The sequence below is a fragment of the Mangrovicoccus ximenensis genome (assembly GCF_003056725.1).
GTDB lineage: Bacteria > Pseudomonadota > Alphaproteobacteria > Rhodobacterales > Rhodobacteraceae > Mangrovicoccus > Mangrovicoccus ximenensis.
On record NZ_QBKZ01000016.1, the window covers coordinates 311,921 to 333,794 of the forward strand.

General features: G+C 68.7%; 18 protein-coding genes and 5 pseudogenes. 11 read left to right on the top strand and 12 right to left on the bottom strand.

What is annotated here, in order from left to right; all coding sequences use genetic code 11:
- Positions 1-157 precede the first annotated feature (157 nt).
- Positions 158-1,069 carry a LysR family transcriptional regulator gene (locus C7T91_RS21785; protein WP_161556044.1) on the top strand — a complete coding sequence of 304 codons (912 nt, stop codon included), beginning with the start codon at positions 158-160 and terminating at the stop codon, positions 1,067-1,069.
- A 4-nt stretch (positions 1,070-1,073) separates the two neighbouring features.
- Here C7T91_RS21785 and C7T91_RS21790 read toward each other — a convergent pair.
- Positions 1,074-1,370 (bottom strand): annotated as a pseudogene (locus C7T91_RS21790) (P1 family peptidase); the annotation flags it as partial.
- 219 nt (positions 1,371-1,589) lie between these two features.
- Between C7T91_RS21790 and C7T91_RS21795 the strand changes: the two are divergent.
- From C7T91_RS21795 to C7T91_RS21805, 3 genes are read left to right on the top strand one after another with little or no spacing between them, the layout of a single operon-like run.
- Positions 1,590-2,363, top strand: a complete 774-nt coding sequence (locus C7T91_RS21795; RefSeq protein WP_236638449.1) for an ABC transporter transmembrane domain-containing protein — start codon at positions 1,590-1,592, stop codon at positions 2,361-2,363.
- Positions 2,360-2,593 carry an inositol monophosphatase family protein gene (locus C7T91_RS21800; RefSeq protein ID WP_108261141.1) on the top strand — a complete coding sequence of 78 codons (234 nt, stop codon included), beginning with the start codon at positions 2,360-2,362 and terminating at the stop codon, positions 2,591-2,593. Before C7T91_RS21795 ends, C7T91_RS21800 begins: the two co-directional genes overlap by 4 nt.
- A complete protein-coding gene (locus C7T91_RS21805) occupies positions 2,590-3,075 on the top strand; it encodes an RNA pyrophosphohydrolase (protein WP_108261143.1) in 486 nt (161 codons plus the stop codon). Before C7T91_RS21800 ends, C7T91_RS21805 begins: the two co-directional genes overlap by 4 nt.
- Here the strand turns inward: C7T91_RS21805 and C7T91_RS21810 are convergent.
- The 6 genes and pseudogenes from C7T91_RS21810 to C7T91_RS21835 all read right to left on the bottom strand — a co-directional run bounded on the left by C7T91_RS21810 (position 3,063) and on the right by C7T91_RS21835 (position 8,478).
- Positions 3,063-3,753 (bottom strand): annotated as a pseudogene (locus C7T91_RS21810) (M48 family metalloprotease). The gene C7T91_RS21805 and the pseudogene C7T91_RS21810 overlap by 13 nt on opposite strands.
- Positions 3,754-3,799: 46 nt before the next feature.
- Positions 3,800-4,276 carry a hypothetical protein gene (locus C7T91_RS21815; RefSeq protein ID WP_145962976.1) on the bottom strand — a complete coding sequence of 159 codons (477 nt, stop codon included), beginning with the start codon at positions 4,274-4,276 and terminating at the stop codon, positions 3,800-3,802.
- A 473-nt stretch (positions 4,277-4,749) separates the two neighbouring features.
- Positions 4,750-5,928, bottom strand: a complete 1,179-nt coding sequence (locus C7T91_RS21820; protein WP_236638450.1) for a vWA domain-containing protein — start codon at positions 5,926-5,928, stop codon at positions 4,750-4,752.
- 216 nt (positions 5,929-6,144) lie between these two features.
- On the bottom strand, positions 6,145-6,693 hold the full coding sequence (locus C7T91_RS21825; protein WP_236638401.1) for an ABC transporter ATP-binding protein: 549 nt from the start codon (positions 6,691-6,693) through the stop codon (positions 6,145-6,147).
- Positions 6,694-6,696: 3 nt separating this feature from the next.
- Entirely contained in the window at positions 6,697-7,728 is a 1,032-nt protein-coding gene (locus C7T91_RS21830; RefSeq protein ID WP_108261149.1) for an extracellular solute-binding protein, read from the bottom strand.
- A 105-nt stretch (positions 7,729-7,833) separates the two neighbouring features.
- Positions 7,834-8,478: a thiamine pyrophosphate-dependent enzyme gene (locus C7T91_RS21835; RefSeq protein WP_108261152.1), complete on the bottom strand. Its 645-nt coding sequence runs from the start codon at positions 8,476-8,478 to the stop codon at positions 7,834-7,836.
- Positions 8,479-9,118: 640 nt separating this feature from the next.
- Between C7T91_RS21835 and C7T91_RS21840 the strand changes: the two genes are divergently transcribed.
- Positions 9,119-10,453, top strand: a complete 1,335-nt coding sequence (locus C7T91_RS21840) for a condensation domain-containing protein (protein ID WP_161556045.1) — start codon at positions 9,119-9,121, stop codon at positions 10,451-10,453.
- 770 nt (positions 10,454-11,223) lie between these two features.
- Here C7T91_RS21840 and C7T91_RS21845 read toward each other — a convergent pair.
- A complete protein-coding gene (locus C7T91_RS21845) occupies positions 11,224-11,769 on the bottom strand; it encodes a hypothetical protein (RefSeq protein ID WP_108261156.1) in 546 nt (181 codons plus the stop codon).
- 263 nt (positions 11,770-12,032) lie between these two features.
- Between C7T91_RS21845 and leuC the strand changes: the two genes are divergently transcribed.
- Positions 12,033-13,442: a 3-isopropylmalate dehydratase large subunit gene (leuC, locus tag C7T91_RS21850; RefSeq protein ID WP_108261694.1), complete on the top strand. Its 1,410-nt coding sequence runs from the start codon at positions 12,033-12,035 to the stop codon at positions 13,440-13,442.
- A gap of 167 nt (positions 13,443-13,609) precedes the next feature.
- Positions 13,610-14,152, top strand: a complete 543-nt coding sequence (locus tag C7T91_RS21855) for an HdeD family acid-resistance protein (RefSeq protein ID WP_108261157.1) — start codon at positions 13,610-13,612, stop codon at positions 14,150-14,152.
- Positions 14,153-14,161: 9 nt separating this feature from the next.
- Here the strand turns inward: C7T91_RS21855 and C7T91_RS21860 are convergent, their stop codons facing one another.
- Positions 14,162-14,860, bottom strand: coding sequence for a HupE/UreJ family protein (locus C7T91_RS21860; RefSeq protein ID WP_236638402.1), 699 nt, complete (start codon positions 14,858-14,860; stop codon positions 14,162-14,164).
- A 65-nt stretch (positions 14,861-14,925) separates the two neighbouring features.
- Here C7T91_RS21860 and C7T91_RS33755 point away from each other — a divergent pair, with 65 nt between their 5' ends.
- The gene (locus C7T91_RS33755; protein ID WP_236638451.1) at positions 14,926-15,222 is read left to right on the top strand and encodes a cell division protein FtsQ/DivIB; all 297 of its coding nucleotides are present in this window, start codon (positions 14,926-14,928) and stop codon (positions 15,220-15,222) included.
- Positions 15,222-16,376: pseudogene (gene ftsA, locus C7T91_RS21870) on the top strand (cell division protein FtsA); the annotation flags it as partial. The gene C7T91_RS33755 and the pseudogene ftsA, both read left to right, overlap by 1 nt.
- A gap of 167 nt (positions 16,377-16,543) precedes the next feature.
- Here the strand turns inward: ftsA and C7T91_RS39835 are convergent.
- The 3 genes and pseudogenes from C7T91_RS39835 to C7T91_RS33760 all read right to left on the bottom strand — a co-directional run.
- Positions 16,544-17,196: pseudogene (locus C7T91_RS39835) on the bottom strand (hypothetical protein); the annotation flags it as partial.
- A 1,435-nt stretch (positions 17,197-18,631) separates the two neighbouring features.
- Positions 18,632-19,300 carry a ferredoxin reductase domain-containing protein gene (locus C7T91_RS21880; protein ID WP_108261163.1) on the bottom strand — a complete coding sequence of 223 codons (669 nt, stop codon included), beginning with the start codon at positions 19,298-19,300 and terminating at the stop codon, positions 18,632-18,634.
- Positions 19,301-19,391: 91 nt separating this feature from the next.
- Entirely contained in the window at positions 19,392-19,970 is a 579-nt protein-coding gene (locus tag C7T91_RS33760) for a glycoside hydrolase family 19 protein (protein WP_201742194.1), read from the bottom strand.
- 208 nt (positions 19,971-20,178) lie between these two features.
- Between C7T91_RS33760 and C7T91_RS33765 the strand changes: the two genes are divergently transcribed.
- Positions 20,179-20,361 (top strand): hypothetical protein, encoded by a 183-nt coding sequence (locus C7T91_RS33765; protein WP_201742195.1) that lies wholly within the window; start codon positions 20,179-20,181, stop codon positions 20,359-20,361.
- Positions 20,362-20,914: 553 nt separating this feature from the next.
- Positions 20,915-21,811, top strand: a pseudogene (locus tag C7T91_RS36505) (hypothetical protein); the annotation flags it as partial.
- Positions 21,812-21,874: the final 63 nt, after the last annotated feature.

Genomic DNA, 21,874 nt, shown 5'->3' on the forward strand with positions numbered 1-21,874 from the left:
CGATCCGGATTGTTCTCCGATCTGAAACAAAGCAGCCCGGGGCCCGGGCTGCTTTTCCATTTGGCCTGCTCTGATGCAGACAAAAGGCGAGTAGAGGTGATCCGGACTTGCCTTTATGGACACTTCGCCTTCATTGGCTGGTAAAAAGGTTCAGCCGGTGACACAGCTTCCTGTACATTCCCTCGACGGGCGCCTCCTGCGGCTTTTCCTGGAGGTCTACGAATGCAACTCGGTCAGCCGCGCCGCCGAAAGGCTCGGCCTGACCCAGTCGACGGTCAGCCACGGCCTCGACAGGCTGCGCCGCGGCCTCGAGGATCCGCTTTTCGTGAAGGACGGGCGCAACATCGTGCCGACCGCCCAGGCCGATTACCTGGCGCCGCGGATCCGGGCTGCGCTGTCCTCGCTGGAGGCGCTGAGCGAACCGCAGGACTTCGTGCCGGCGCGCGAAACCCGCCCGGTGACCATCGCCTGCAACGCCCATGAGCTGCAGGACGAGGCGCTGGCGATCTTCCGGGCGCTGCGCCGCGACGCGCCGGAGCTGCCGGTGCGCTTCGTGCCGCTGAACCGCGAAAGCGTCGCGCGGGCGCTGATGGAGGATGCCTCGGTCGATCTGGCGATCGGCGTGCATGTCGGGCCGCATGCCCAGGAATTCGAGAGCCAGACCCTGCTGACCGACCGGATGGCGGTGTTCTACGATCCCGCGATGCGCGGGCCGGTGGAGGGGATCGAGGATTTCGCCGCCGCCCGCCACGCGGTGCTGAATTTCGGCGGCGGCCGTCCGTCGCTGGTCGACCAGCGCCTGTCCGAGCTGGGGCTGGAACGCGAGATCCATCTTGCCGCGACCGAGATCGCGCTGCTCGGGACGCTGCTGCGCGGCACCGACATGATCACCACGATGCAGGCGCGCTTCGCCGCGACGTCGCTGTCGGGACTGGCGCATTGCCCGGCGCCGATCGAGCTGCCGCTGGTGCATTACGACATGGTCTGGCACAGCCGCCACAGCCGGTCGCGGCGCCATCTCTGGCTGCGCGCGGTGGTGATGCAGGCGGCCGGGCAGAAGCTGCCCTGAGCCTTCAGCCCGGCGCGGCGAAGCGGGCTTTCCAGGTCGGGACGGTGTCGCCTTCGGCCTCCGAAGCCTCGTAGACCCCGCGGGCAATCGCCCGGGCGAGGCAGACCGCCGCGGCATGGCCGAGCTGCATCTCCTGCGCCAGGGGTTCGGTCAGCGGCGTGGTGCCGGTGGCGGCGGCGAAGACCAGATCGCCGTCGAGCGGGGTATGCGAGGGCAGGATGGCGCGCGCCATGCCGTCATGCGCCGCGACCGCCATGCGGTGGGCCTGGCCCTTGGTGAGCTGGGCATCGGTGGCGACGATGTTCTCGCCGCCGGGCTTTTGCGCAGCCTGCTCGAGGCCCGCGCCGCGCGGCTGGCGGGCGTCACCGCAGAAGAGGCCGTGGCCGGACTGCGCCGGGAGCTCCTGGAAGCCGAGACCGCAAAGATCGGCCGGGCGCTGTCTTCGGGCGCCTTCGCCGCGCTGATCGTGCAGAAACTGCCCGCGCTGCGGCGCTATCTCGCGCGCTACAAGCCCGCGCGGATGCGCGTAACGGTGGTCGCGCCGGTGCTTCTGGTCCTGTCGCTCTGGTGCTCCTGGGCAGTCGCGCTGATCCTCGCCGTCGCCGGGCCACTGATCCCGGTCTTCATGGCGCTCGTCGGCATGGCCGCGAAAGAGGCCAGCCGGAAGCAGATGGCCGAGATCGGCAGCCTCAACACGCTGCTGACCGACCGGCTGGCGATGCTGCAGGACATCCGCCTGCTCGACGCAGGCGGACGCACGGCAGAGGATTTCGGCGCGCGGGCCGACGGGCTGCGGGAGCGCACGATGGCGGTGCTGCGCATCGCCTTCCTGTCCTCGACGGTGCTGGAGCTGTTCTCGGCTCTCGGCGTGGCGATGGTTGCAGTCTATGTCGGTTTCTCGCTCTTGGGCGAGCTCGGCTTCGGCGCCTGGGCCACGCCGCTGACCTTGGGCGAAGGCATCTTCGTGCTGCTGCTTGCGCCCTCCTTCTTCCAGCCGCTGCGCGACCTGGCTGCCGCCTGGCATGACCAGGCCGAAGCCAAGGCGGTCGCGGAAGAGATCGACGCACTTCTGGACGATGCCGCAACACCGATCCCGGGCGGCATTTCCCGCGCCGCCGCCCTGCCCGGTCCGGCCGTGCTGGCCTTCCGCGATGTGCGGCTGGCGCGCGGCGGCACGGAGGTGCAGGTTCCGGATTTCGCCGCCATGCCGGGCGAGCTGGTGGTGCTCAGCGGTCCGTCGTGGCCGGGTCGCGGACCTATTCGCTGGCCTGCGCCTGCCATGAATACCGGATGATGGCGCAGGGCTTCGGCCGCTACTGCCTGGGCGTGAAGCCCAAGCCCTGGGACCATGCGGCCGGCGTGCTCGCCGTCACCGAGGCGGGCGGCAAGGCGGGGATGCTCGACGGCACGCCCTACCGCCCCGGCCCGGCGCCCGAGGGCGTGCTGCTCTCGGCGCAGAGCCCGGAGCTTTTCGACGAAATGATGGCCAGGCTGGATTGGCTGAACCGCGGAGCGGATGCATGACCCCCGAAGAGATCGCGAAACTGCCCTACCGCCAGAATGTCGGCGTGATGCTGGCCAATGCCGGCAACCGGGTCTTCGTCGCCCAGCGGATCGACAATCCGGGTCCGGCGCTGCAGATGCCGCAGGGCGGGATCGACAAGGGCGAGGAGCCGCGCGCGGCTGCGCTGCGCGAGCTGGAGGAGGAGACCGGGGTTCCCGCGGAGATGGTGACGATCGAGGCCGAGACCGAGGGCTGGATCGCCTATGACCTGCCGCATGACCTGGTGCCGAAGATCTGGAAGGGCAGGTATCGCGGTCAGGAGCAGAAATGGTTCCTGCTGCGCTTCCACGGCACGGATGACGCGATCAATATCGAGACCGAGCATCCCGAATTCAGCGAATGGCACTGGGTGCCGCTCGACGAGGTGGTGACGCGCATCGTGCCGTTCAAGCGCGCGGTCTACGAGCAGGTGGTCGAGGCGTTCCGCCCCTACCTGTCCTGAGGCACCCAGCGGCGTTCGAGGGTCTCGATCGCCGCGATCCGTTCGGCCGTCTTGGGATGGCTGAGGAACCAGGCCGGGGCGGGGGTGCCTGATTGGGTCAGCGCCTCGAGCTTGCGGAACAGCGCCTTCTGCGGTTCCGTGCCGATCCCCGCCTTGGTCAGCAGTGCCGCGGCATAGGCATCGGCCTCGTATTCGTCCTGCCGCGACAGCCGCGCGGCGAGCATCCCGGTCAGCATGTTGGCGATCACCGCGCCGAAGCCGGGGATGATCCGCGACAGCACCATCGCGCTGGCCACGCGGATCGCGTTCTGCCCCGAGAAATCGATCATCCGCCGCCGCGAATGGCCGAGCGCGACATGGCCCAGCTCATGCGCCACGACCGAGGCCAGCTCCTCGGGGGTCACGTCGCCCTGGCGGAAGCGGTTGTAGAAGCCGCGGGTCAGGAAGATCCGCCCGTCCGGCGCGGCCAGCCCGTTCACCGGCGCGATTTCATAGAGATAGACCGGGATGCGCGGGACATCGAGCGCCTGCGNCCATCGGTGCCAGCACCCGCGACAGCGCCGGATCGGCCAGCTCGGTGGAGCGCTGGTCCAGCTGGCGGCGGGTGCGCCAGGCCGAGAACAGGTAGAAGGCGATGCCGTAGAGCAGGGCGGCAAGGATGGGCGCGAGTTTCAGCATGGTTCCGATATGGCGATCGCGCGGCCGCCGGGCAAGGCCTGCCGGCCTAGCGGCGGGCGTCGCCCAGCTTCTGCGCCGCGGTTCCGGCCCAGATCGGGATCCCGTGCCGGGCAATCTCCGCGGCGAGGCCGTGCAGGCGGTCGCGGTCGCCGCGCGACCAGATCCGCGACATCCGGGTCATCGCGGAGAGGCTGGCGAGCGTGCCGCTGCCGTCCGGGGCGAAGACCGGCGTGCCGCAATAGGAGGACAGTTCCTCGGCTGCCATCAGCCCGCAGCGCGCGGCGGTGCTGCCGAAATGAGCCTGCACGTCTTCGCCCGATTGCAGGACCTTCTGGCAGAGGCTGTTGCCGGTCGTGGAGACGGGGACCAGCTCGGGTGCGTCCGGGAAGCTCTGGCCGCGGGCCAGAACGAAGACGCAGCCCGGAAACGGCGAGGGGATTGCCAGCGCGATGCAGTCAGCCTGCAGGTCGGCAAGAGAATTTTCCATCAGGGCCGCGAGGCTGGTCAGTGTCTTTCCATTCATGGCCTCACGGTAAGGTGAGCGCCGGAGCCGTCAAGCAGCTCGCGGAGCCAGGTCGCGGACCCGGAGCGGGGCAGTGACATCAAGTCGGCGGCCGCGGCCGCGGCAAAGGCAGGCAAAGATGCCGCATCCGGAAAAAATCACTTCTTTAACAACGTCATGAATGAATGGTCACATCTATCATCGATGTTTCCGGAACCGCTTTCCGACATTTTCCTTACCCGCTGGTAAGTTAACGCGATATGCCTGTTTTTTGGGCGTGCCGGTGGAAACGTGAAATTGGTCCGGAAAACTATCCGGACTTCTCCCCACGGAAAAGGCGAGTGATTCTATTTCCCGTCATGCAAAGGTTTAGTGGCGATCTATGCAAATTTTTCGAAAGTAAAGAAATTTTTGCAGTTTTTCGCGGGGGCGTCAAGATGCAATGCCTCCCGCTGCCGGCCGCAACGGCGCGGGGCCTGTCCTCCGGCGCCGGCTCAGCGGCCGAGCAGCCGCATGCCGCGGTCGATCCCCTCCAGCGTCATCGGCACCATCCGCTCGCCGAACAGCTCGCGGATCAGGCCGATCGACTGGGTATAGGGCCAGTGGCGCTCGGGGACGGGGTTCAGCCAGAGGCAGTCGGGCCATTGCTCCATCGCGCGGCGCAGCCAGACCTCGCCGGCCTCTTCGTTCCAGTGCTCGTTGGCGCCGCCGGGATAGAGCACCTCGTAGGGCGACATCGACGCGTCGCCGACGAAGATGCACTTGTAGTCGTGGCCATAGGTATGCAGCACGTCCCAGGTCGGGATCTGCTCGGTCCAGCGCCGGGAATTGTCGCGCCACACGCCTTCGTACAGGCAGTTGTGGAAGTAGTAGTGCTCGAGATGCTTGAACTCGGAGCGGGCAGCCGAGAACAGTTCCTCCACCACCTTTATATGGTCGTCCATCGAGCCGCCGATATCGAAGAACAGCAGGACCTTGACCGCGTTGTGCCGTTCGGGCCGGGTCTTCACGTCGAGATAGCCGTGCTCGGCGGTGGCGCGGATCGTGCCGTCGAGATCCAGCTCCTCATGCGCGCCCGCGCGCGCCCATTGCCTGAGCCGCTTCAGCGCGACCTTGATGTTGCGCGTGCCCAGCTCGACGCTGTCGTCGAGATTGCGGAATTCGCGCTTGTCCCAGACCTTCACCGCCTTGCGGTGGCGGCTTTCCTTCTGGCCGATGCGGATGCCTTCGGGGTTGTAGCCATAGGCGCCGAAGGGCGAGGTGCCCCCCGTTCCGATCCACTTGTTGCCTCCCTGATGGCGTTCCTTCTGCTCCTCAAGCCGCTTCTTCAGCGTCTCCATCAGCTTGTCGAAGCCGCCCAGGGCCTCGATCTCGGCCTTCTCCTCCTCCGAGAGATGCTTCTCCGCCATCTTTCGCAGCCAGTCCTCGGGGATCTCGACGGCCTCGACCATGTCCTCGAGGCTGATCGCCTCGAGACCCTCGAAGGTGGCGGCGAAGGCGCGGTCGAACCGGTCTAGATTGCGCTCGTCCTTCACCATGGCGGTGCGGGCGAGATAGTAGAACCCGTCCACGTCATAGGTGACGAGCCCCGCCTTCATCGCTTCGAGGAAGGAGAGGTATTCGCGCAGGGAGGCCGGGACCCCGGCCTTTCGGAGGTTTTCGAAGAACGGCAGGAACTGGGGGGTTCCTTCTTGAAAGGCCGTCTCTGAGTTGCCGGGCGGTGTATGGGCAAGGACGGGCCGATGCAACCCCTGCCGTCGTCCGAAGCCGCCCGGAGGCAGAAAAACAAGGGCCATGAGCCGCCGGATGGCGGCGAATCCGGGCCTTTTGCAGGCCGGAGGCGCGCGCCCGGCGGCATGGTGCCTCAGGCGCGGGGCCCGCGCTGCGGATCAAGCGTCACCACATGGTTGTCCCAGGCGACCGGCTGCACCGATAGGCCGGCCAGCCCTGCCCCGGAAATCCGCGCCACGCGGCCGGTGCCTGCCGTCGCCATCAGCCCGTCGCGCCAGCGCGACGCGCTGCTGCTGGCCGCCCGAGATCTCGCGCGGCAGCCGGTCGCGCAGCCCGTCGAGCCGCACCAGCTTCATCACGTCATAGACCCGCGTAGCGATCTCGGATTTCGAGCAGCGCCGCAGCTTAAGCCCGTAGCCGATGTTCTCGGCTACGGTCATGTGCGGGAACAGGGCGTAGTTCTGGAACACCACGCCGAAGTCGCGACGGTTGGAGGGGGTCCGCAGGATGCTTTCGCCTTCCACCCGGATATCCCCGCCATCGGGATCGAGGAACCCCGCAAGGCAGCGCAGCGTGGTGGATTTCCCGCATCCCGACGGCCCGAGCAGCGTCACCAGCTCGCCCGATCCCGCCGAGAGCGACACCCCGTCAAGCGCCAGGAAGTCGTCGTATTTCTTGCGCAGTTCTGTGATCTCGACCGTCGCCATGGCTCAGATGGTCCGGTCCCAGAGGTCGTTCAGCTTGGGCATGATGGCCAGCGTCTCGTCCCAGTCGAAGCGGATCGCCTTCGACACGACTTCCGGCTGGAGCGGCCATTTCTGCAGCTCTTCGGGCAGCACGACGGTCTTGTTGGTCGGCGCGATCAGCCAGTTCTCGGCCATCCACAGCTGGATTTCCGGGCTCAGCACGAAGTTGACGTAGTCGAAGCCCAGCTGCTTGTCGGGGCTGTTCCCGAAGACCGAGAAGGAATGGTCGAACACCATCATGCCTTCCTCGGGCACGACGAAGTCGATCGGCACGCCCTGTTCCTGCATGGTCTTCACCTCGCCGAGGTCGATCGGCGCGACGGCGATCTGGCCCTGGGTCAGCAGCGGCGTCAGCTGCGCGGAATACCCGATCTGCGGGAAGGGCGCGAGCTCCTTGAACTTGGCGACCGCGGTCTCGATGTCGTCGCGGCCCGAGCCGAAATGCTCGCCCGCCCAGAGCGCCATCATGGTCGCGGCGGAGTTGGTGATCTTGTAGAGGCCGACAAGCCCGCGGAAGCGCTCGTCCCAGAGATCGGCCCAGCCCTTCGGCGGCTCGGAGACCATGTCGGTGCGGTAGGCCAGGACCAGCGGCGCCAGCATGCCGGTGACGGCGGTGTTGCCCTTGAGGACCGCCGGCTCGATCACGTCGGCCATGTTCGGCACGTTTTCCGGGGTCAGTTCCGCGAAATAGCCGTCATTGCGGATCATCGCGGTGTATTTCTCGTTCAGCATCACCGCCGGGAAGGGCGGGTTTTCCGGGCCGGCCGCGCGGAAATTCGAGATCCAGCCCATACCGAGGCCGATATCGAGGTCGAAGGGACGGCCGATCTGCTCGGCGAATTTCGGCATCACGAATTCGCGCCAGTCGTTTTCCCAGCGGCCGCCGAACATGTTGACGATGAACGTGTCGGACTGGGCCATGGCGGGCAGGCCGATCGCGCCGAGCGCGGCCGCGCCTGCGGAGCTCTTCAGGAAGTTGCGTCGGGTAAAGGTCATCAGTCTCTCCTGTCGGTGGGTCTGTATTGGCCGAAGCGGCACCGGGATGCCACCTCGGCAAGGGCCGCCAGCCCGGGGAGGAAGGCGGATTGCGGGGAGCCGGGGCTACATCTCGATGCGTTCGGGGTCGAGGCAGAGGTCGATGAGGACCGGCCCCTGCGGCGCGGCCAGCAGCGCGGCCGCCTGTTCGAGGCTGTCCGCATCGGTGACGCGCAGCGCCTCGATGCCCATTGCGGCGGCGATGGCGGCGAAGTCATGGCCTCCGATCATCGACAGGCCGGGTTCCATCCCGCGGTTGCGGAACTGGACATGCTCGGCGCCGTAGCTGCCGTCGTTGCAGATGATCATCACCAGCGGCAGCGACTCGCGGCGCACGCTGGCGAGCTCGCTAAGTCCCGAAAGCAGGAAGCCGCCATCGCCGGCGACCATCACGGTCGGACGGCCGGGCGCGGCCGCGGCGGCGCCGATCGCATGGCCGAGGCCGACGCCGATGCTGCCGAAATGGCTGGTGAAGACCAGGTCATTGGGCGCCAAGACCGGCAGGTTGCGCCAGGCCGTGGTGACGAAGCGGCCGAGATCGGCGACCAGCACCCGGTCCTCGGGCAGCGCCTGGTGCAGGCCGTCGGGGCGGGCTTTCGCTTGCGCCTCGGCGCCGTGGCAGAGCGGCCGCCCGGTCCAGTAGCCGCGGGCGCGGTAGCGCGCGGCCAGGTGATGCGGCCAAGGGGTGAAGGCGACGAGGTCGCGTGTCATGCAGGGTCTCCGCAGCAGATGGTGAGTGCCTTTCGGCAACACGCCTCCGTGGCCGCCGCCCGGACCCTGCAGTCCCGGCGGCCGTCGCTGCGTCGCATGTTCCCGCCGGAAAGGGATTGACGGGTGACAGTAGTTGAGTAGTTTTGTCGGAAAATGTCAAGGGCCGCGGAGGGGACATGTCCGGATCGAGCGAGAGGCAGGCAGCGGCCGGTGCGCTGCTGCCGCGGGCGGCGCTCCCGCGTCTCCTTGCCAAGCCATCGGGCGGCCCGCACGCGGAGTGCGGATTTCCGCTGCTCGGGCGCGGCATGGCTGGGCTGGTGCAGGGGGCGCCCGTTCCGGAAGGAATGGCCGCATGGTTGCCCGGCCGTCGCAAGGGCGATCCGGCGCCGGACGCGTTTGCCCGTCCATCTGCACCGCGTTGCCGGACGGGCCTTTTCCCCGCCCCGGCCTGCATCCGGCGGCCTTCGGCGGTACCCTGTCCGCAGCTTGGCTCCGGTTGCGGACCGGCCCCGCGGCCTGCCGGCCTGATGCCTTTCTGACGCGCGCGGCCCTGCCGCCATGCGCCTTTCCCTGATCCCGGCCCGCTGCCAGCCCCGGCCAGCCTGCGGCATCCCCTCCCGACTCCATGAAGGATGACATCATGCAGGACACTCCCTCCCGCAGCGGCCCCATGGCCCTGACCCCCGCGCAGCTCGATTTCTGGGAGGAATTCACCCTCCATCCCGACGAGCCGGTGTCCACCATCGGCCACGCCGTGCGGCTGTCGGGCGATCTCGACGAGGCCGCGCTGCTGCGGGCGATCAACCGCGCCTGCCGCGAGGCGGAGGTGCTGTCGCTCCGGTTCCATTCCGGCCCGGACGGCGTCACCCAGAGCCTCGATCCGTCGCGCGTGCCGCAGGCCGTCCTGTCGGATCTGCGCAGCTTCCCGGACCCCGGGCAGGAGGCCGCGGCGCGGATGGCCGCCGACATGGCTGCGCGGCTCGACCTCGCCCGGGATCCGCTGTCGCTGCAGCGGCTCTGGCGCACCGGCGAGCGCGACTGGCTGTGGTACAACCGCGGCCATCACATCATTCTCGACGGCTATGCGGTGGCGCTGTTCGAGGCACGGGTGGCACAGCTCTACCGCCACGGCACCGGGCAGGGCGATCCGGGGGCGCCGTTCCGCCGTTTCGGGGACTTCCTCGACGAGGAGGCCGCCTATGACGCCGGCCCGTTCCGCGCGCGCGACCGGGCGCATTGGCAGGCGCAGCTGGAGCGGCCCGGGCGGCTGGAGGTGCTGCGCAAGGGCGGCGAGGACTATGCCGCCGAAGGCCTTTTTGCCGAGCCTGCGCTCGATCCGCGGCTGCCGGACCGCCTGGCGGGGCTCGCGGCGCGGATGCGGATGGGATGGCCGGATCTCCTGGTGCTGGCGGCTTCGGCCTATCTGCATGCGCATCTGCCTCGGCAGGAGGAGGTGCTCCCGGTCTGGCTGCCCAACATGGGGCGGCTCGGCAGCGTGGCCGCGGCGGTGCCCTGCCTCGCGGTGAACATCCTGCCGCTGCATGTGAGTGTTGGCCCGCAGGAGACCTTCGGCGCATTTCTCGAGCGCATGGGCCATGACCTGCGCGCGCTGCGCCGCCATGGCCGCTACCGGATCGAGCGGATTGCCGCGGATCACGGCTTGGGCGGCGGGCAGCGGTTCTTCTTCTCGCCGCTCGTCAATGTCATGCCCTTCGATCCGCCGGTCTTCCCGGGCTGCAGCGCGACGCGCGAGGTGCTGGCCAACGGGCCTGCCGACGGGTTCAACCTGTCCTTCCGGACGGGCGCCAGGGGCGACGGGCTGGCCATGGCGATGGATGCAGACCCGAAGCTGATGGGGCTGGCCGAGTTCCGCTGCCATGCGCGGGACATTCCGGCCTTCCTGCTGCGCTGCCTCGACCCGGCGGCGCCGGGCATGGCGATGGAGGCGCTGTTCCCGCCTGGCCTTCCGGCCTGACCGGAGCCGTGGCACCGGTCCGCGGGACCGGGTCGGACGGCATGCGTGCGGGACCGGCCGTTGCGCAGAGAGGCGCAGCGGCCGCCTTGTCCGGTCCGGGCACTCTCGGGCGACCGCAGCGGCCGGCCTGCGGCCCGTCCTCCGATCTCCCGGTTCGATCTTCCGGAAGCCAGGAGGCGGAAGATCGGACAAGCCCACACGTTCTCACGAGGAAACGGTTGCCGGCGGGGACCGGAACTTTCGAGGGGTGCGATCCCGGGCCGGCCGGGCGGGAGCGCAAAGCGGATGTCGTGCTCCGGAAGCTGCGGACCGATCTGCCTGAATGGGCCTGTCCTGCTGTCTTGCCGTCATCCGGCTGCGCTTTCGGAGCGGTGCGGACGACGGAGCCTGTCCGATGCCGCATCCCTACGGCACATCGACGCGGTGCCCGGACTGCTGCGTTTCCGGCCGAACGGGTTAGAGGTTTGGGCAAGGTCCGGAGCGGCGAAGGCATATGCGCATGTCTCATTGGCCCGACTTGCCGTCCCGCGCGCCCGCCGCAACGGCAGGAAGGTCCGATCTGGCTGGCCCCGGGACGACGATCCAACCTTTGCCGAGTCGGGCTTGCGCTCTGCCTTGACTTTGGTGCGGGACAGGAAATCTTACATAAGCGTAATTACAGGACGTTCAATTGCGTCAGCGGTACATTCTATCCTGGCTTGCGACATCTCCACTAGGCGCAGGCGCCCGCCAGGAGGGCCGCGCCGAGCAGCGCGCCGGCCCGGCGGCGCTCAGACACAGAACCCGACCTCGGTCTTGATCTCCGATGCGGTCAGGCCGACATTCGTCGTCGTGATCTTGTCGCCGGTGCGGCCGTCGAACATCACCGACACGACCTGGTCGCGCCCGGCCTCGGTTCCGACCATGTTGCACAGCCCCGGCACGAACAGCACCGCGATGTAGTAGTAATCGGCCAGAAGCTGCGCGCGCTGCCGGATCTGCTGGGTCTGGAAGGTCTTGTAGTCCTTGGGTTCCAGCCGGTAGGTGACCTCGGTCATGCCGCCTTCCGCCGGAACCGGCTCGCCGGTGCGGACCAGCTCCATGCTCTCGATCTCGGGCTCTTCCGAAGTATGGGTCGCGATCGCCCATTGGAAATAGGCGGTGCCCGTCTCGCCCAGCCCGGCCGGGACCAGGGTCCTGACCCGGAAATCCTTCGGCTCGAGCCGCACCAGCCGGGATATCTCGATGGGATCATCCCACGGCTTCGGCGCGCAGGCCGAAAGCAGGGCGAGAAGGGCGAGTCCGGCAAGGCCGCGGCGGAGGAGCGTAGCTGTCATGCCGAAGACCTACTCCCCGCGGGCGCGGCTGTAAACGAAGAGCTTGCCCCGATGCGCGCGGGCCACGCTCTCTTGCGGCGGCGGAGCGCGCCGGCTAGATGATGCGCCATGACACCGATCACGGATATCGCGGACCGGCGGCGCCTGCCGTGGCGCTTCTTCGGCCAGCGCTGCACGGTACTTGCCGGGCTATGACGGGGCGCTGAGCCCCGATCCTAGCCCGTGCCCCTAGCCAAAATACGACCCGCTCGGAGATGTTCCCGATGACCGCCACGCCGAAGACCCTCTATGACAAGATCTGGGATGCCCACCTGGCCCACGAGGCCGAGGACGGCACCTGCCTGCTCTATATCGACCGCCACCTGGTCCACGAAGTGACCAGCCCGCAGGCCTTCGAAGGCCTGCGCATGGCCGGCCGCAAGGTGCACGCCCCCGGCAAGACCATCGCGGTGCCGGACCACAACGTCCCCACCACCGAAGACCGCGTGAACGGCATCACCAACGAGGAGAGCCGGATCCAGGTCGAGGCGCTCGACAAGAACGCCAAGGATTTCGGGATCAACTACTACCCGGTCTCCGACATCCGCCAGGGCATCGTCCACATCGTCGGCCCGGAACAGGGCTGGACCCTGCCGGGCATGACCGTGGTCTGCGGCGACAGCCACACCGCGACGCATGGCGCCTTCGGCGCGCTGGCGCACGGCATCGGCACCTCCGAGGTGGAGCATGTGCTGGCCACCCAGACGCTGATCCAGTCGAAGTCGAAGAACATGAAGGTGGAGATCACCGGCAAGCTGCGCCCGGGCGTCACCGCCAAGGACATCACCCTTTCGGTGATCGGCCGGACCGGCACCGCCGGCGGCACCGGCTACGTGATCGAGTATTGCGGCGAGGCAATCCGCGACCTGTCGATGGAAGGCCGCATGACCGTCTGCAACATGGCGATCGAGGGCGGCGCCCGCGCCGGCCTGATCGCGCCGGACGAGAAGACCTTCGACTACGTCAAGGGCCGCCCGCACGCGCCGACCGGCGCGGACTGGGACAAGGCCGTCGCCTGGTGGAAGACGCTGTTCTCCGATGACGACGCGCATTGGGACAAGGTCGTGACCATCAAGGGCGAGGACATCGCGCCGGTCGTCACCTGGGGCACCTCGCCCGAGGACGTTCTGCCGATCACTGCGCTGGTCCCGTCCCCCGAGGACTTCACCGGCGGCAAGGTCGACGCGGCCAAGCGCTCGCTCGACTACATGGGCCTGACCCCGGGCATGAAGCTCGAGGACATCAAGATCGACACGGTCTTCATCGGCTCCTGCACCAACGGCCGGATCGAGGACCTGCGCGCTGCGGCGGCGATCGTGAAGGGCAAGAAGGTCAAGGACGGCATGCGTGCCATGGTCGTGCCGGGCTCGGGCCTGGTCCGCGCCCAGGCGGAAGAGGAAGGCCTGGCCGACATCTTCCGCGAGGCAGGCTTCGAATGGCGCCTGGCGGGCTGCTCCATGTGCCTCGCCATGAACCCCGACCAGCTGAGCCCGGGCGAGCGCTGCGCCGCGACCTCGAACCGCAACTTCGAGGGCCGTCAGGGCCGCGGCGGCCGCACCCACCTGATGAGCCCGGCCATGGCCGCAGCGGCAGCCGTCACCGGCCATCTGACCGATGTGCGCGAGCTGATGTGATCCGGTCCGCCTCCGGGCGGATCACGGAAATCCGGGACGGCCTCCGCCATGCGGGGGCCGTTTCGCGTTCCGGGGGCGGGACATCCTGCCCCGGAGATGGCCGTATCCATGTGCGGGGAACTGCGTTAACACTTTGATGAGCCTCAACGGAAGGAGCGGGATCGATCATGAAGACCTGGTTGAAATGGCTGCTGGTGGGCGCGGTGTCCGTCGCCTTCGGCATTCTGGCACTCAGCAACACCGTCATCGCCTCGGTATCGGTCACGATCCTGACCGCGATTCTGCTGAGCGTCGCGGGCGTGTTCCAGATCATCGCGGGCCTGACCGAATCCGGCATGGGCAACAAGATCTGGAACGTGATCCTCGGCGCGATGCTGCTGTTCCTCGGCGTGTCCTTCTGGACAAACCCGCTGGAAGGCACGATCTCGCTGGCGCTTCTGGTCACCATATTCATCGCCGCGGGCGGCGTGCTGCGGATGGTTCTCGCCTGGCAGATGCGCAAGAGCCAGTATTTCTGGGCGATGCTGGTCTCGGGGGCGGCCTCGATCCTGCTGGCGGCGCTGATCTTCGCCGATTTCGCGGCGCTTTCGGTGCAGGTGCTGGGCATCTTCCTCGGCATCGAGCTGCTGTTCAGCGGCTTCAGCCTGATCGTGCTGGCCTTCTTCCTGCGCCGCCATCCCGAGCTCTTGGAGCGTTTCGGCAAGCGCTGAGCGGCGGGCTCACAGAAACGTCCGCTCGGCCACCCACCACAGGCCCATGGCGGCGATCGCCGCCGAGGCCGGAACGGCGATCCGGGCGCGGTACCACGGCCGGTGGCCGAAGGGCCGCGCGACCAGCGCCCAGGCAAGCGTGATCACGGTCAGCTGGCCGATTTCCACCCCGATATTGAAGGCGATCAGCCCGGTCGCGAATTGCGCCCTGGGCAGCGCCAGCTCGCCCAGCACGCTGGCGAAGCCCAGCCCGTGCAGCAGCCCGAAGCCGAACACCACCGCGATGCGGACCCAGCCGATCCGGCCGCTGCGGATGTTCTCCAGCGCGACGAAGGCGATCGAGGCGGCGATCAGCGGTTCGACGATGGCGGCGGGCACCGTCACGATCCCGAGGCTGGCCAGCGCCAGCGTGACGGTATGGGCGGCGGTGAAGGCCGAGACCTGCAAGAGCAGCGGCCGCATCCGCAGCGAGAAGAAGAACAGCCCCAGCACGAAGAGGATATGGTCGGTGCCCTTGGGGATGATGTGCTCGACGCCGAGGACGAGGAAGCGGCCGAAGACCGCGGCCGCGCTGTCCTGCGCGACGCCCTCGCGCGGCAGCGGATCGCTCATCTCGCCGCCTGCCAGATAGGCGGAATAGAGGTCGTCGCCTTCGCCGTCCTGGCGCAGCACCAGCGGGCCGAAGCGCGCCGCCCAGCCGATCCGCACCGGCGCGCCGCCGCGAGCTGCCGCTGATCGCGGCGGCGGGCGCTGAGCGCGCCATTCCCGAGGCGCTGGCCATCGTCGAGGCGGCGGAGCCGCTGAAGGACAGGTTGCGCGGGCTGATCCGCCAGGGCGAGCGGCGCTGGGACGTGGCGCTGACCGGCGACCAGGTGATCCAGCTTCCGGAAACCGGCGCGGTCGAGGCGCTGGAGCGGGTGCTGGCAATGGACGAGGCGGGCGACCTCATGGGGCGCGACATCCGCATCATCGACATGAGAAATCCCGACCGGCCGACGATCCGGCTCGGGGACGAGGCCTTTGCCTATCTGAAGACCCTGCGCGGGCTGGAACAAGGGATGAGCAACTGATGATCGACCTCTACGAAACCCAGCGTGCCATGCGCCAGATGCGCAAGGCGGCGATGCAGCGCGGCGTGGTGGCGATCCTCGATCTGGGGACGGCGCAGACCACCTGCCTGATCCTGCGCTTCGACGGCGGCCATGTGCCGGGCACCGACGGCGTGGGGCCGCTGGCCGGGCAGTCGCGCTTCCGCGTGATCGGCGCGGCGACGACGCGCTCGCGCGGCATGCGCTTCGGCGAAATCGACGTGATGCAGGAAACCGAGCGGGCGCTCAGGACCGTCGTGCAGGCGGCGCAGAAGATGGCGCAGGTGCGGGTCGACCATGCGATCGCCTGTTTCTCGGGGGCGGGGCCGCGCAGCTACGGGCTGGCCGGGCAGATCGACCTTTCGGGCGAGTCGGTGCGGGAATCCGACATCGCCGCCGTTCTGGCGAGCTGCGAGGTGCCGGATCTCGGTCCCGACCGCACCATCCTGCATGCCCAGCCGGTCAATTTCGCGCTCGACCACCGCTCCGGGCTGACCGATCCGCGCGGCCAGGTGGGCAACACGCTGGCGGCCGACCTGCACCTGCTGTCGGTCGATGCCGGCGTGGTGCGCAACCTGCTGCACTGCATCAAGCGCTGCGACCTCGAGCTGGCCGGGATTGCGTCTTCGGCCTATGCCTCGGGCATCTCGGCGCTGGTCGAGGACGAGCAGTCGATCGGCGCGGCCTGCATCGACATGGGCGGCGGCACCACCGGCATCTCGATCTTCATGCGCGGCCACATGATCTATGCCGACTCCGTCCGGATCGGCGGCGCGCATGTGACCTCGGACATCTCCAAGGGCTTCGGCATCTCGCTGAGCCTTGCGGAGAAGATCAAATGCTATCACGGCGGCTTGGTGCCGACCGGGCGCGACGACCGCGACATGATCGAGCTGACCGGCGAGACCGGCGACTGGGAACATGACCGCCGCGAGATCTCGCGCTCCGAGCTGATCGGCATCATGCGGCCGCGGGTCGAGGAAACCTTGGAGGCGGTGCGCGAACGGCTGGATGCGGCCGGGTTCGACGCGCTGCCGAGCCAGAAGATCGTGCTGACCGGCGGGGCCAGCCAGGTGCCCGGCATGACCGGCCTGGCGGCGCGGCTCCTCGGCCACCAGGTGCGCCTCGGCCGCCCAGCGGGGGGCACCGCGGAGCTCGGCCCGCGCCCGCAACATGCTGTGAATTATAAAAAAACGCGCTGTGCGACGTCATGCTTGTCCAAGGACACAGACATCGGCACGCCTCGCGACTCTATCACCCTCGGAAGCACCGCAAATCGGAATTCAGGGGGTCCGATGCACCGCTTACTGACCAGCAACTCGCCGTCGCCGAGAAAGCTTGATGCCGGCGCTGTCCGCTGCCCGAGACAAGACCAGGAGGTTCAGAGGCCCCGGGCCCGGCGGGACGAAAGCGCCACGGTGATCGTTCGACGGGCGTTCGCGGCGCCACCGGGGCCACGGTCCCGTCTCACTTCGGCGCCAGCTGAGCGCAGAAAAGCCGGGGCCCGCCAGTCCACGCCTGCCATTTCGAGGGTACTGGCCACCATGCCGCCTCGCCATGGCAACTCGGACCCGTGGCGTTCCCATGGCTCGACCCGCCGGAGCGGCATACCGAACAGGACCTTCGCCATCAGGCAGACTTGGATGGCATGCGCCGGGCAGGGCTCCGACCCTCCGGCCCTCAAATCCTCCCCCCGGAGGATTTGCCTCTTGCGCGGATCGGACCGGACTCCCCCAGACCGCCTGGTGATCCTCCTCATTCAGGGAAGCACCGGCGGGCGCCCGGGCTTGCCTGCCGCCAGCGCGGGCCAGGCCATGTCCTTGTCCAGCCAGACGATCAGCGACCCGCGCCGCTCGAGCACGTTCGCCCTTGCGCTCGGACCAAGGACGCAGAAACGGCATCGCTGCAGGACGTCCAGTTGGTGGCGCGGTGGCAGGCAGGCTCAGGCTTAGTCATGGCGGGCTCTCAACCCACCGGATTCATGCAGTGGTTCCCGGAAGCCGCTGAGGTCTGCAACAACGCCGCTGCCGGCGCCCCTTTTTTCCGCGAATGCGGACCTCGGCACCGCCCTGGCAGGGACATCGCCGAAAACCCCCGACAGGACACGGCCTGCGAACCGCTCCAGGGTCCGCAGGGCCCGGAGACAACAGCGCCTCCCCGCACGACCGCAGCTCCCAGCACGCCCGCAACCGGGCCGGACAACACCATTGCGATGCACATCGCAGCGGGCCCGGATCACGGGAAGCCGGTGGCGCCGCCGGAAACTTCCCGGACCCGGCGCCTCGGCCGCCACCAATCCGCAGCCCTGCGACCTGCGGAACCGGGATATATCGACAGCCCGCCTGCATCCGGTGCCGAAAACAGGCCCCTGCGAGCCGCGGTGCTTTCCGGTCCCGCCCTGGCCGCATGGCGGAACGTCATGCTGTCACATGCCGGGGCCGCCCGCCATCTCCGCCGCAGGGCAGCGGCCTCGTCCCGGCGGTCCGAAATTCCAAGCCAGACAGGCACGATGCGATCCCGCCTTGCACGGCAACGCCAGGCCGAGATCGGTCTCCGATCTGGGCGCCCGCCTGCCGGCCGGTGCAATGCCGCGGCACGGCACGTTTGCTCCCCTGCCGACGACTTGCGCAACACAGGCCTCCGGTGCACGGGGCGCCCGCTCCGCGGGACCATGCCGCCAGAGCAAAGCGGAAAGGAATCTCTCTCCCATGAGCCCCCAGCATGATGGCAGCCGGAACCTCACCGTGCGTCGAGCCGGGCAGACGTCCCTCCCGCGCTGCCAGCCATTCGGAGGCCGTGAATGTCCCTGCCGCCTGGACAGGCAGGCTTTGCGCATCCCTCCCGCGGCGTGCCCGGCCCGCGATGGAGCCGCGGATGCCTTCCCAGCCATGGGTGTCGCGGAACCGGGCCGCCGCGGCCCTGCCGCGCGTTCCGCTCCCGGCAAACCGCAAGCGTCAGCGCCAATCGGCCCGCTCTGCACGTGCCGAAGCGGGCATGTGGCGGATCGCGATATTGTCTCCGCTGCGCTCCCCACCATGCAGCTCGGCCCGGTTTGGAGCCTGTCAGGAAAGCGCAGCCATTGACCGGACGGGCGTTCACCGCAAACACAGCCCGGCAGTCCCGGCGGTGTTCCGATCCTCGGCCCGCAGCCGCCGGAACGGACCGGCCATCCGGCTGCCGCATCGGCGCAGGCGCGTGCCGGCAGCAGGCGTTCCTCGTGTGTGCTCCAAAGTCGGCACCTCCTGGACCGGCGCCCGCTGCGGGCGGGCCCGCAGCGGTTGTACCGGAAAGCACTCGCACTGGGTCCTCCGGCGTCCGGTGCCGCCCGGGATCCGGCTTTGCCGGAACGGTCCCGGGGCCCGGACAGCCTCCCGCACGGTCGGCATGGCCGTCAGGCGGCCTCGTGGATGATCCGGCCGCCGTCGACGCCGATGCCGTCCAGTGCCTTCTGCACCGCCTCCTCCATCGGCGGCGGGCCGCAGACATAGACGCGCGTCGAGCCGGTCACGCCGTGCTTTTCCAGCAACTCGCGGGTGACGCGGCCATGCTCGCAGCCGTCGCGGGCCTCGTCCTCCAGCACGAACACCGTCCGCAAATCGCGCGCGGAATGCCATTCTTCGCGCAGGATCAGCGAGTCCCAGTCCTTGTCGGCCTGGATCAGCGTGATCTCCCCGGCGGTGCCCTGGGCGATCCGGCGGCGCAGGATCGGAATGAACGGCGTCAGCCCGGCCCCGCCCGCGACGATCACCCCCGGCCCCTCGTCGCGGATCGCCCCCCAGGGATCGCCGATCTTCAAGTGCTCTCCCTTCCGCAGGGTCGGGATCTGCGCGGTCACGCCCTCGTGGTCCGGATAGCTCTTGATGGTGAATTCGAGGAACGGATCCTCGGGCTGGCTGGTGAAGGTGAAGGGCCGCTCCTCGTCCCGCCAGCCCTCGCGGTCGATCGCAACGTCGGTGGCCTGGCCGGGGACGAAATTGAAGCCCTCGGGCTTTTCCAGCCGCAGGCGGTACACCTGTCCGGTCAGCGCTTCGATCTCTTCGAGTGCGATATGATGGGTCATGCCGGTCCTCCGTTTCCGTCGTTGCGTCGGAGGGGAAACGGCCGGGGGCGCGGAAGGTTTCCGCCGGGCGCCTCACGCCCGCGTGGGGCGGCTACCCCGGCGCCCCCTCGCCCAGCCCGTCGAGGAAGCCCTGCATGAGCCTGCGCCGCGACTCGAGCCCGTTCAAACCGCCATTGATCCGCCGCGTCGCCAGGACGACGTCGCAGCCCTCGGCGCCGCAGCTGTCGAGAATGCGCCGGTCCGCGACGTAGCGGATGCCCGCCGCCACCGCGAGATCGGGATCGGCCGCCACCCGCCCGGGATGCTCCATGATGTCCGGCCGCCCCATCGCCTGCGCGAAGGCCCGGTAATTGGCGCGGCCGGTCAGCAGCAGGATCCCCCGCCCCTTGAAGCGCGCGCCGTCGCCCGGCTGGTCATTGCCGAGATCCCGGCGGCCTTCGTAGGCCTGGCCGCTGCCCAGCTCCTCGAGGAAGGCGAAGCCCGCGGTCTCATGCGCGAACTGCCCCATCAGGAGCGCGATTTCCGGGGCGGTGCAGGCGCCGATCCGGGCGAAGCCCTCGCGCAGATGCGGCACGAGGCGGCGGATGGTCTCCTGCTGCCGCTCCAGCGCGTCTCCGCTGCGCGGCGGAACGACCGACAGCACGAGATCGGCGGTCAGCCGGTCCACCACGCCGTGGTCGTCGCAGGGCGCGCGCGCCGGAGTGCCTCCCGCCGTCAGCCTGCCTGCAGCGCAGAGCGGCCGACCAGTTCGGCCCGCCAGCCAGCGCGAGGCCCTTAGCGAACGGCACCGCCCCATGGGGCGGGATCGGCGGCCGGGAGCCAAGCATGTATCCTGATCGCGTCGTGGCACTCGCCTCTGATTTGCTACGAAGGACAGCATGACCTCAGGCCATACCGTGATCTGCGCCGGCAGTGGCGTGTCGAGGGACAAGCTCGCGATCGCCGATGGCGGCACAGAAAACGATGTGCGCAACCCCGAGGCATCCGCGAACACGCACCAGCATGGAGCGACGTCGCGGGAGTCTGGCGGACCGCTGCGGGACTGTCTGGATTTGCCGTGAAGCAAGGCCGACAGGCTAAGGGCCATGTCAGCAGGTGCGCGCATTCGGATTTGGATGCGTGGCTGTAGCTCCTTCCTTCATGATCGCTCTCGAACCATGGCATTCGATCGGCGTTGTTGAAGAGCTGATCAGCCCACGGAATTCACGACGTGACTCCGATGAGTTGAGAACCTGCACGAGCAAGCCAGACCTCGCCCGCCACCGCGCGGACAACCGGAAATCCGGCCATGCGCCGTTGCCGCGCCCTTGGTCCGAGCCCGAGGGCGAACGCGCTGACGCGGCGCGGTCTCTCCTGGTCCGGCTGGACCGGGACATGGCTCGCCCCGCAAACCGGCAAGACGGAACGCCCGCCGGTCTTTTCCGAATGAGGCGGATCAGCAGGCGGTCCGGGGAGTCCGGACCGGTCCGCGCCAGCGGCACATCCTCCGGCGGGGGCCGCTCCGGTCCTCCGCAGGAGGCAAACCGTCCCTGCGGACAGTTTGGGGAAGGAACGGGCGGAGTCCCTGAGGATCGGACGGGCGGAGCCCTGCCCGGCGAATGCCACCCAGTTCGCCTGACGGCGAAGGTGCCTTCCGGCCTGCAGCTCCCGCAAGCGGCGGCCATGGTTTCCGGCATCCTAAAGAGGGGGCTGGACTGGCCGGCCCCCGACTTTTCCACGCTCAGCCGACGCCGAAGCGAGACGGGACCGTTGCGCCGGTGGGGCCGCGAAAGCCCGTCGACAGATCACGGTCCAGTTTTCGTTCTGCCGGGCTCCGGGCCCGCTGAACCTTCTGGTTCCCTTTCGGGCATTGCTCGCAATGACCTGCCGGGCAGCGAGCAGCACCGGCATCAAGCTCCCGGGCGGCGGCGGGTGCTTGGCCAGGACGCATGGCTCCCGCCGCCGCCAGCACCGCAAGGTCCATCCGGCGATGGACACGGCGGTGGGCGACATCCGGGCGGCGGAAGTCACGTGCAGCCGCGAGGGCGACAGCCCCGTTTTCCCGAACGCCTCGACCCGATGTCGCATGGCGAGGAGATCGCTGGCGGCGCCTCCGACACCCGCCGGTGCCATGCGGCGATCCCGGCGCGCGGCGGCGCGGGGACATTCCCATCCACAGAAACGGCCCATTGCGGAAGGAGGACCGTCCTGCCGCCCTGGCCCGCAGCGATATCCTGCGGGCACCCCGGCGACTCGCCCGCGTTCGCCGGACTTTCGCGGTGCCCCTGACGCCACGGTTCCGGCTCACCCTGCAAGCGTTGGTCTGGCGACCATGTCCGCAGCCGGATCGGGGCCGGGAGGACAGGCCTCAAGTCCTTCGGCGAACGGATTGCCTCGAGGGGTCCCGGCCGCCAGACCGCCGAAATCCGCATCCGCGTCATTCGCGGCTGCGCTCGGACCGAGGACGCGTGCCGCTCAGCCTTGAACCGCTTAGACGCCCCCGGCACCGCCGGGACCGAGCGCTTGGCCTGACCTCATATGGAGACAGGGCAATTGCGTCCTCCTGCCGGCTGCCGGCTGCCGGCTGCCGCAACA

Excerpts from the sequence above, each read along its gene's own strand:
- leuC (WP_108261694.1), top strand. The coding sequence starts at position 12,033 with ATGACCGCCACGCCGAAGACCCTCTATGACAAGATCTGGGATGCCCAC.
- C7T91_RS33765 (WP_201742195.1), top strand. The coding sequence starts at position 20,179 with ATGACCTCAGGCCATACCGTGATCTGCGCCGGCAGTGGCGTGTCGAGG.
- C7T91_RS21825 (WP_236638401.1), bottom strand. The coding sequence starts at position 6,693 with ATGGCGACGGTCGAGATCACAGAACTGCGCAAGAAATACGACGACTTC.
- C7T91_RS21845 (WP_108261156.1), bottom strand. The coding sequence starts at position 11,769 with ATGACAGCTACGCTCCTCCGCCGCGGCCTTGCCGGACTCGCCCTTCTC.
- C7T91_RS21840 (WP_161556045.1), top strand. The coding sequence starts at position 9,119 with ATGCAGGACACTCCCTCCCGCAGCGGCCCCATGGCCCTGACCCCCGCG.
- C7T91_RS21855 (WP_108261157.1), top strand. The coding sequence starts at position 13,610 with ATGAAGACCTGGTTGAAATGGCTGCTGGTGGGCGCGGTGTCCGTCGCC.
- C7T91_RS21835 (WP_108261152.1), bottom strand. The coding sequence starts at position 8,478 with ATGACACGCGACCTCGTCGCCTTCACCCCTTGGCCGCATCACCTGGCC.
- C7T91_RS21815 (WP_145962976.1), bottom strand. The coding sequence starts at position 4,276 with ATGAATGGAAAGACACTGACCAGCCTCGCGGCCCTGATGGAAAATTCT.
- C7T91_RS21805 (WP_108261143.1), top strand. The coding sequence starts at position 2,590 with ATGACCCCCGAAGAGATCGCGAAACTGCCCTACCGCCAGAATGTCGGC.
- C7T91_RS21830 (WP_108261149.1), bottom strand. The coding sequence starts at position 7,728 with ATGACCTTTACCCGACGCAACTTCCTGAAGAGCTCCGCAGGCGCGGCC.
- C7T91_RS21880 (WP_108261163.1), bottom strand. The coding sequence starts at position 19,300 with ATGACCCATCATATCGCACTCGAAGAGATCGAAGCGCTGACCGGACAG.
- C7T91_RS21800 (WP_108261141.1), top strand. The coding sequence starts at position 2,360 with ATGATGGCGCAGGGCTTCGGCCGCTACTGCCTGGGCGTGAAGCCCAAG.
- C7T91_RS21795 (WP_236638449.1), top strand. The coding sequence starts at position 1,590 with ATGCGCGTAACGGTGGTCGCGCCGGTGCTTCTGGTCCTGTCGCTCTGG.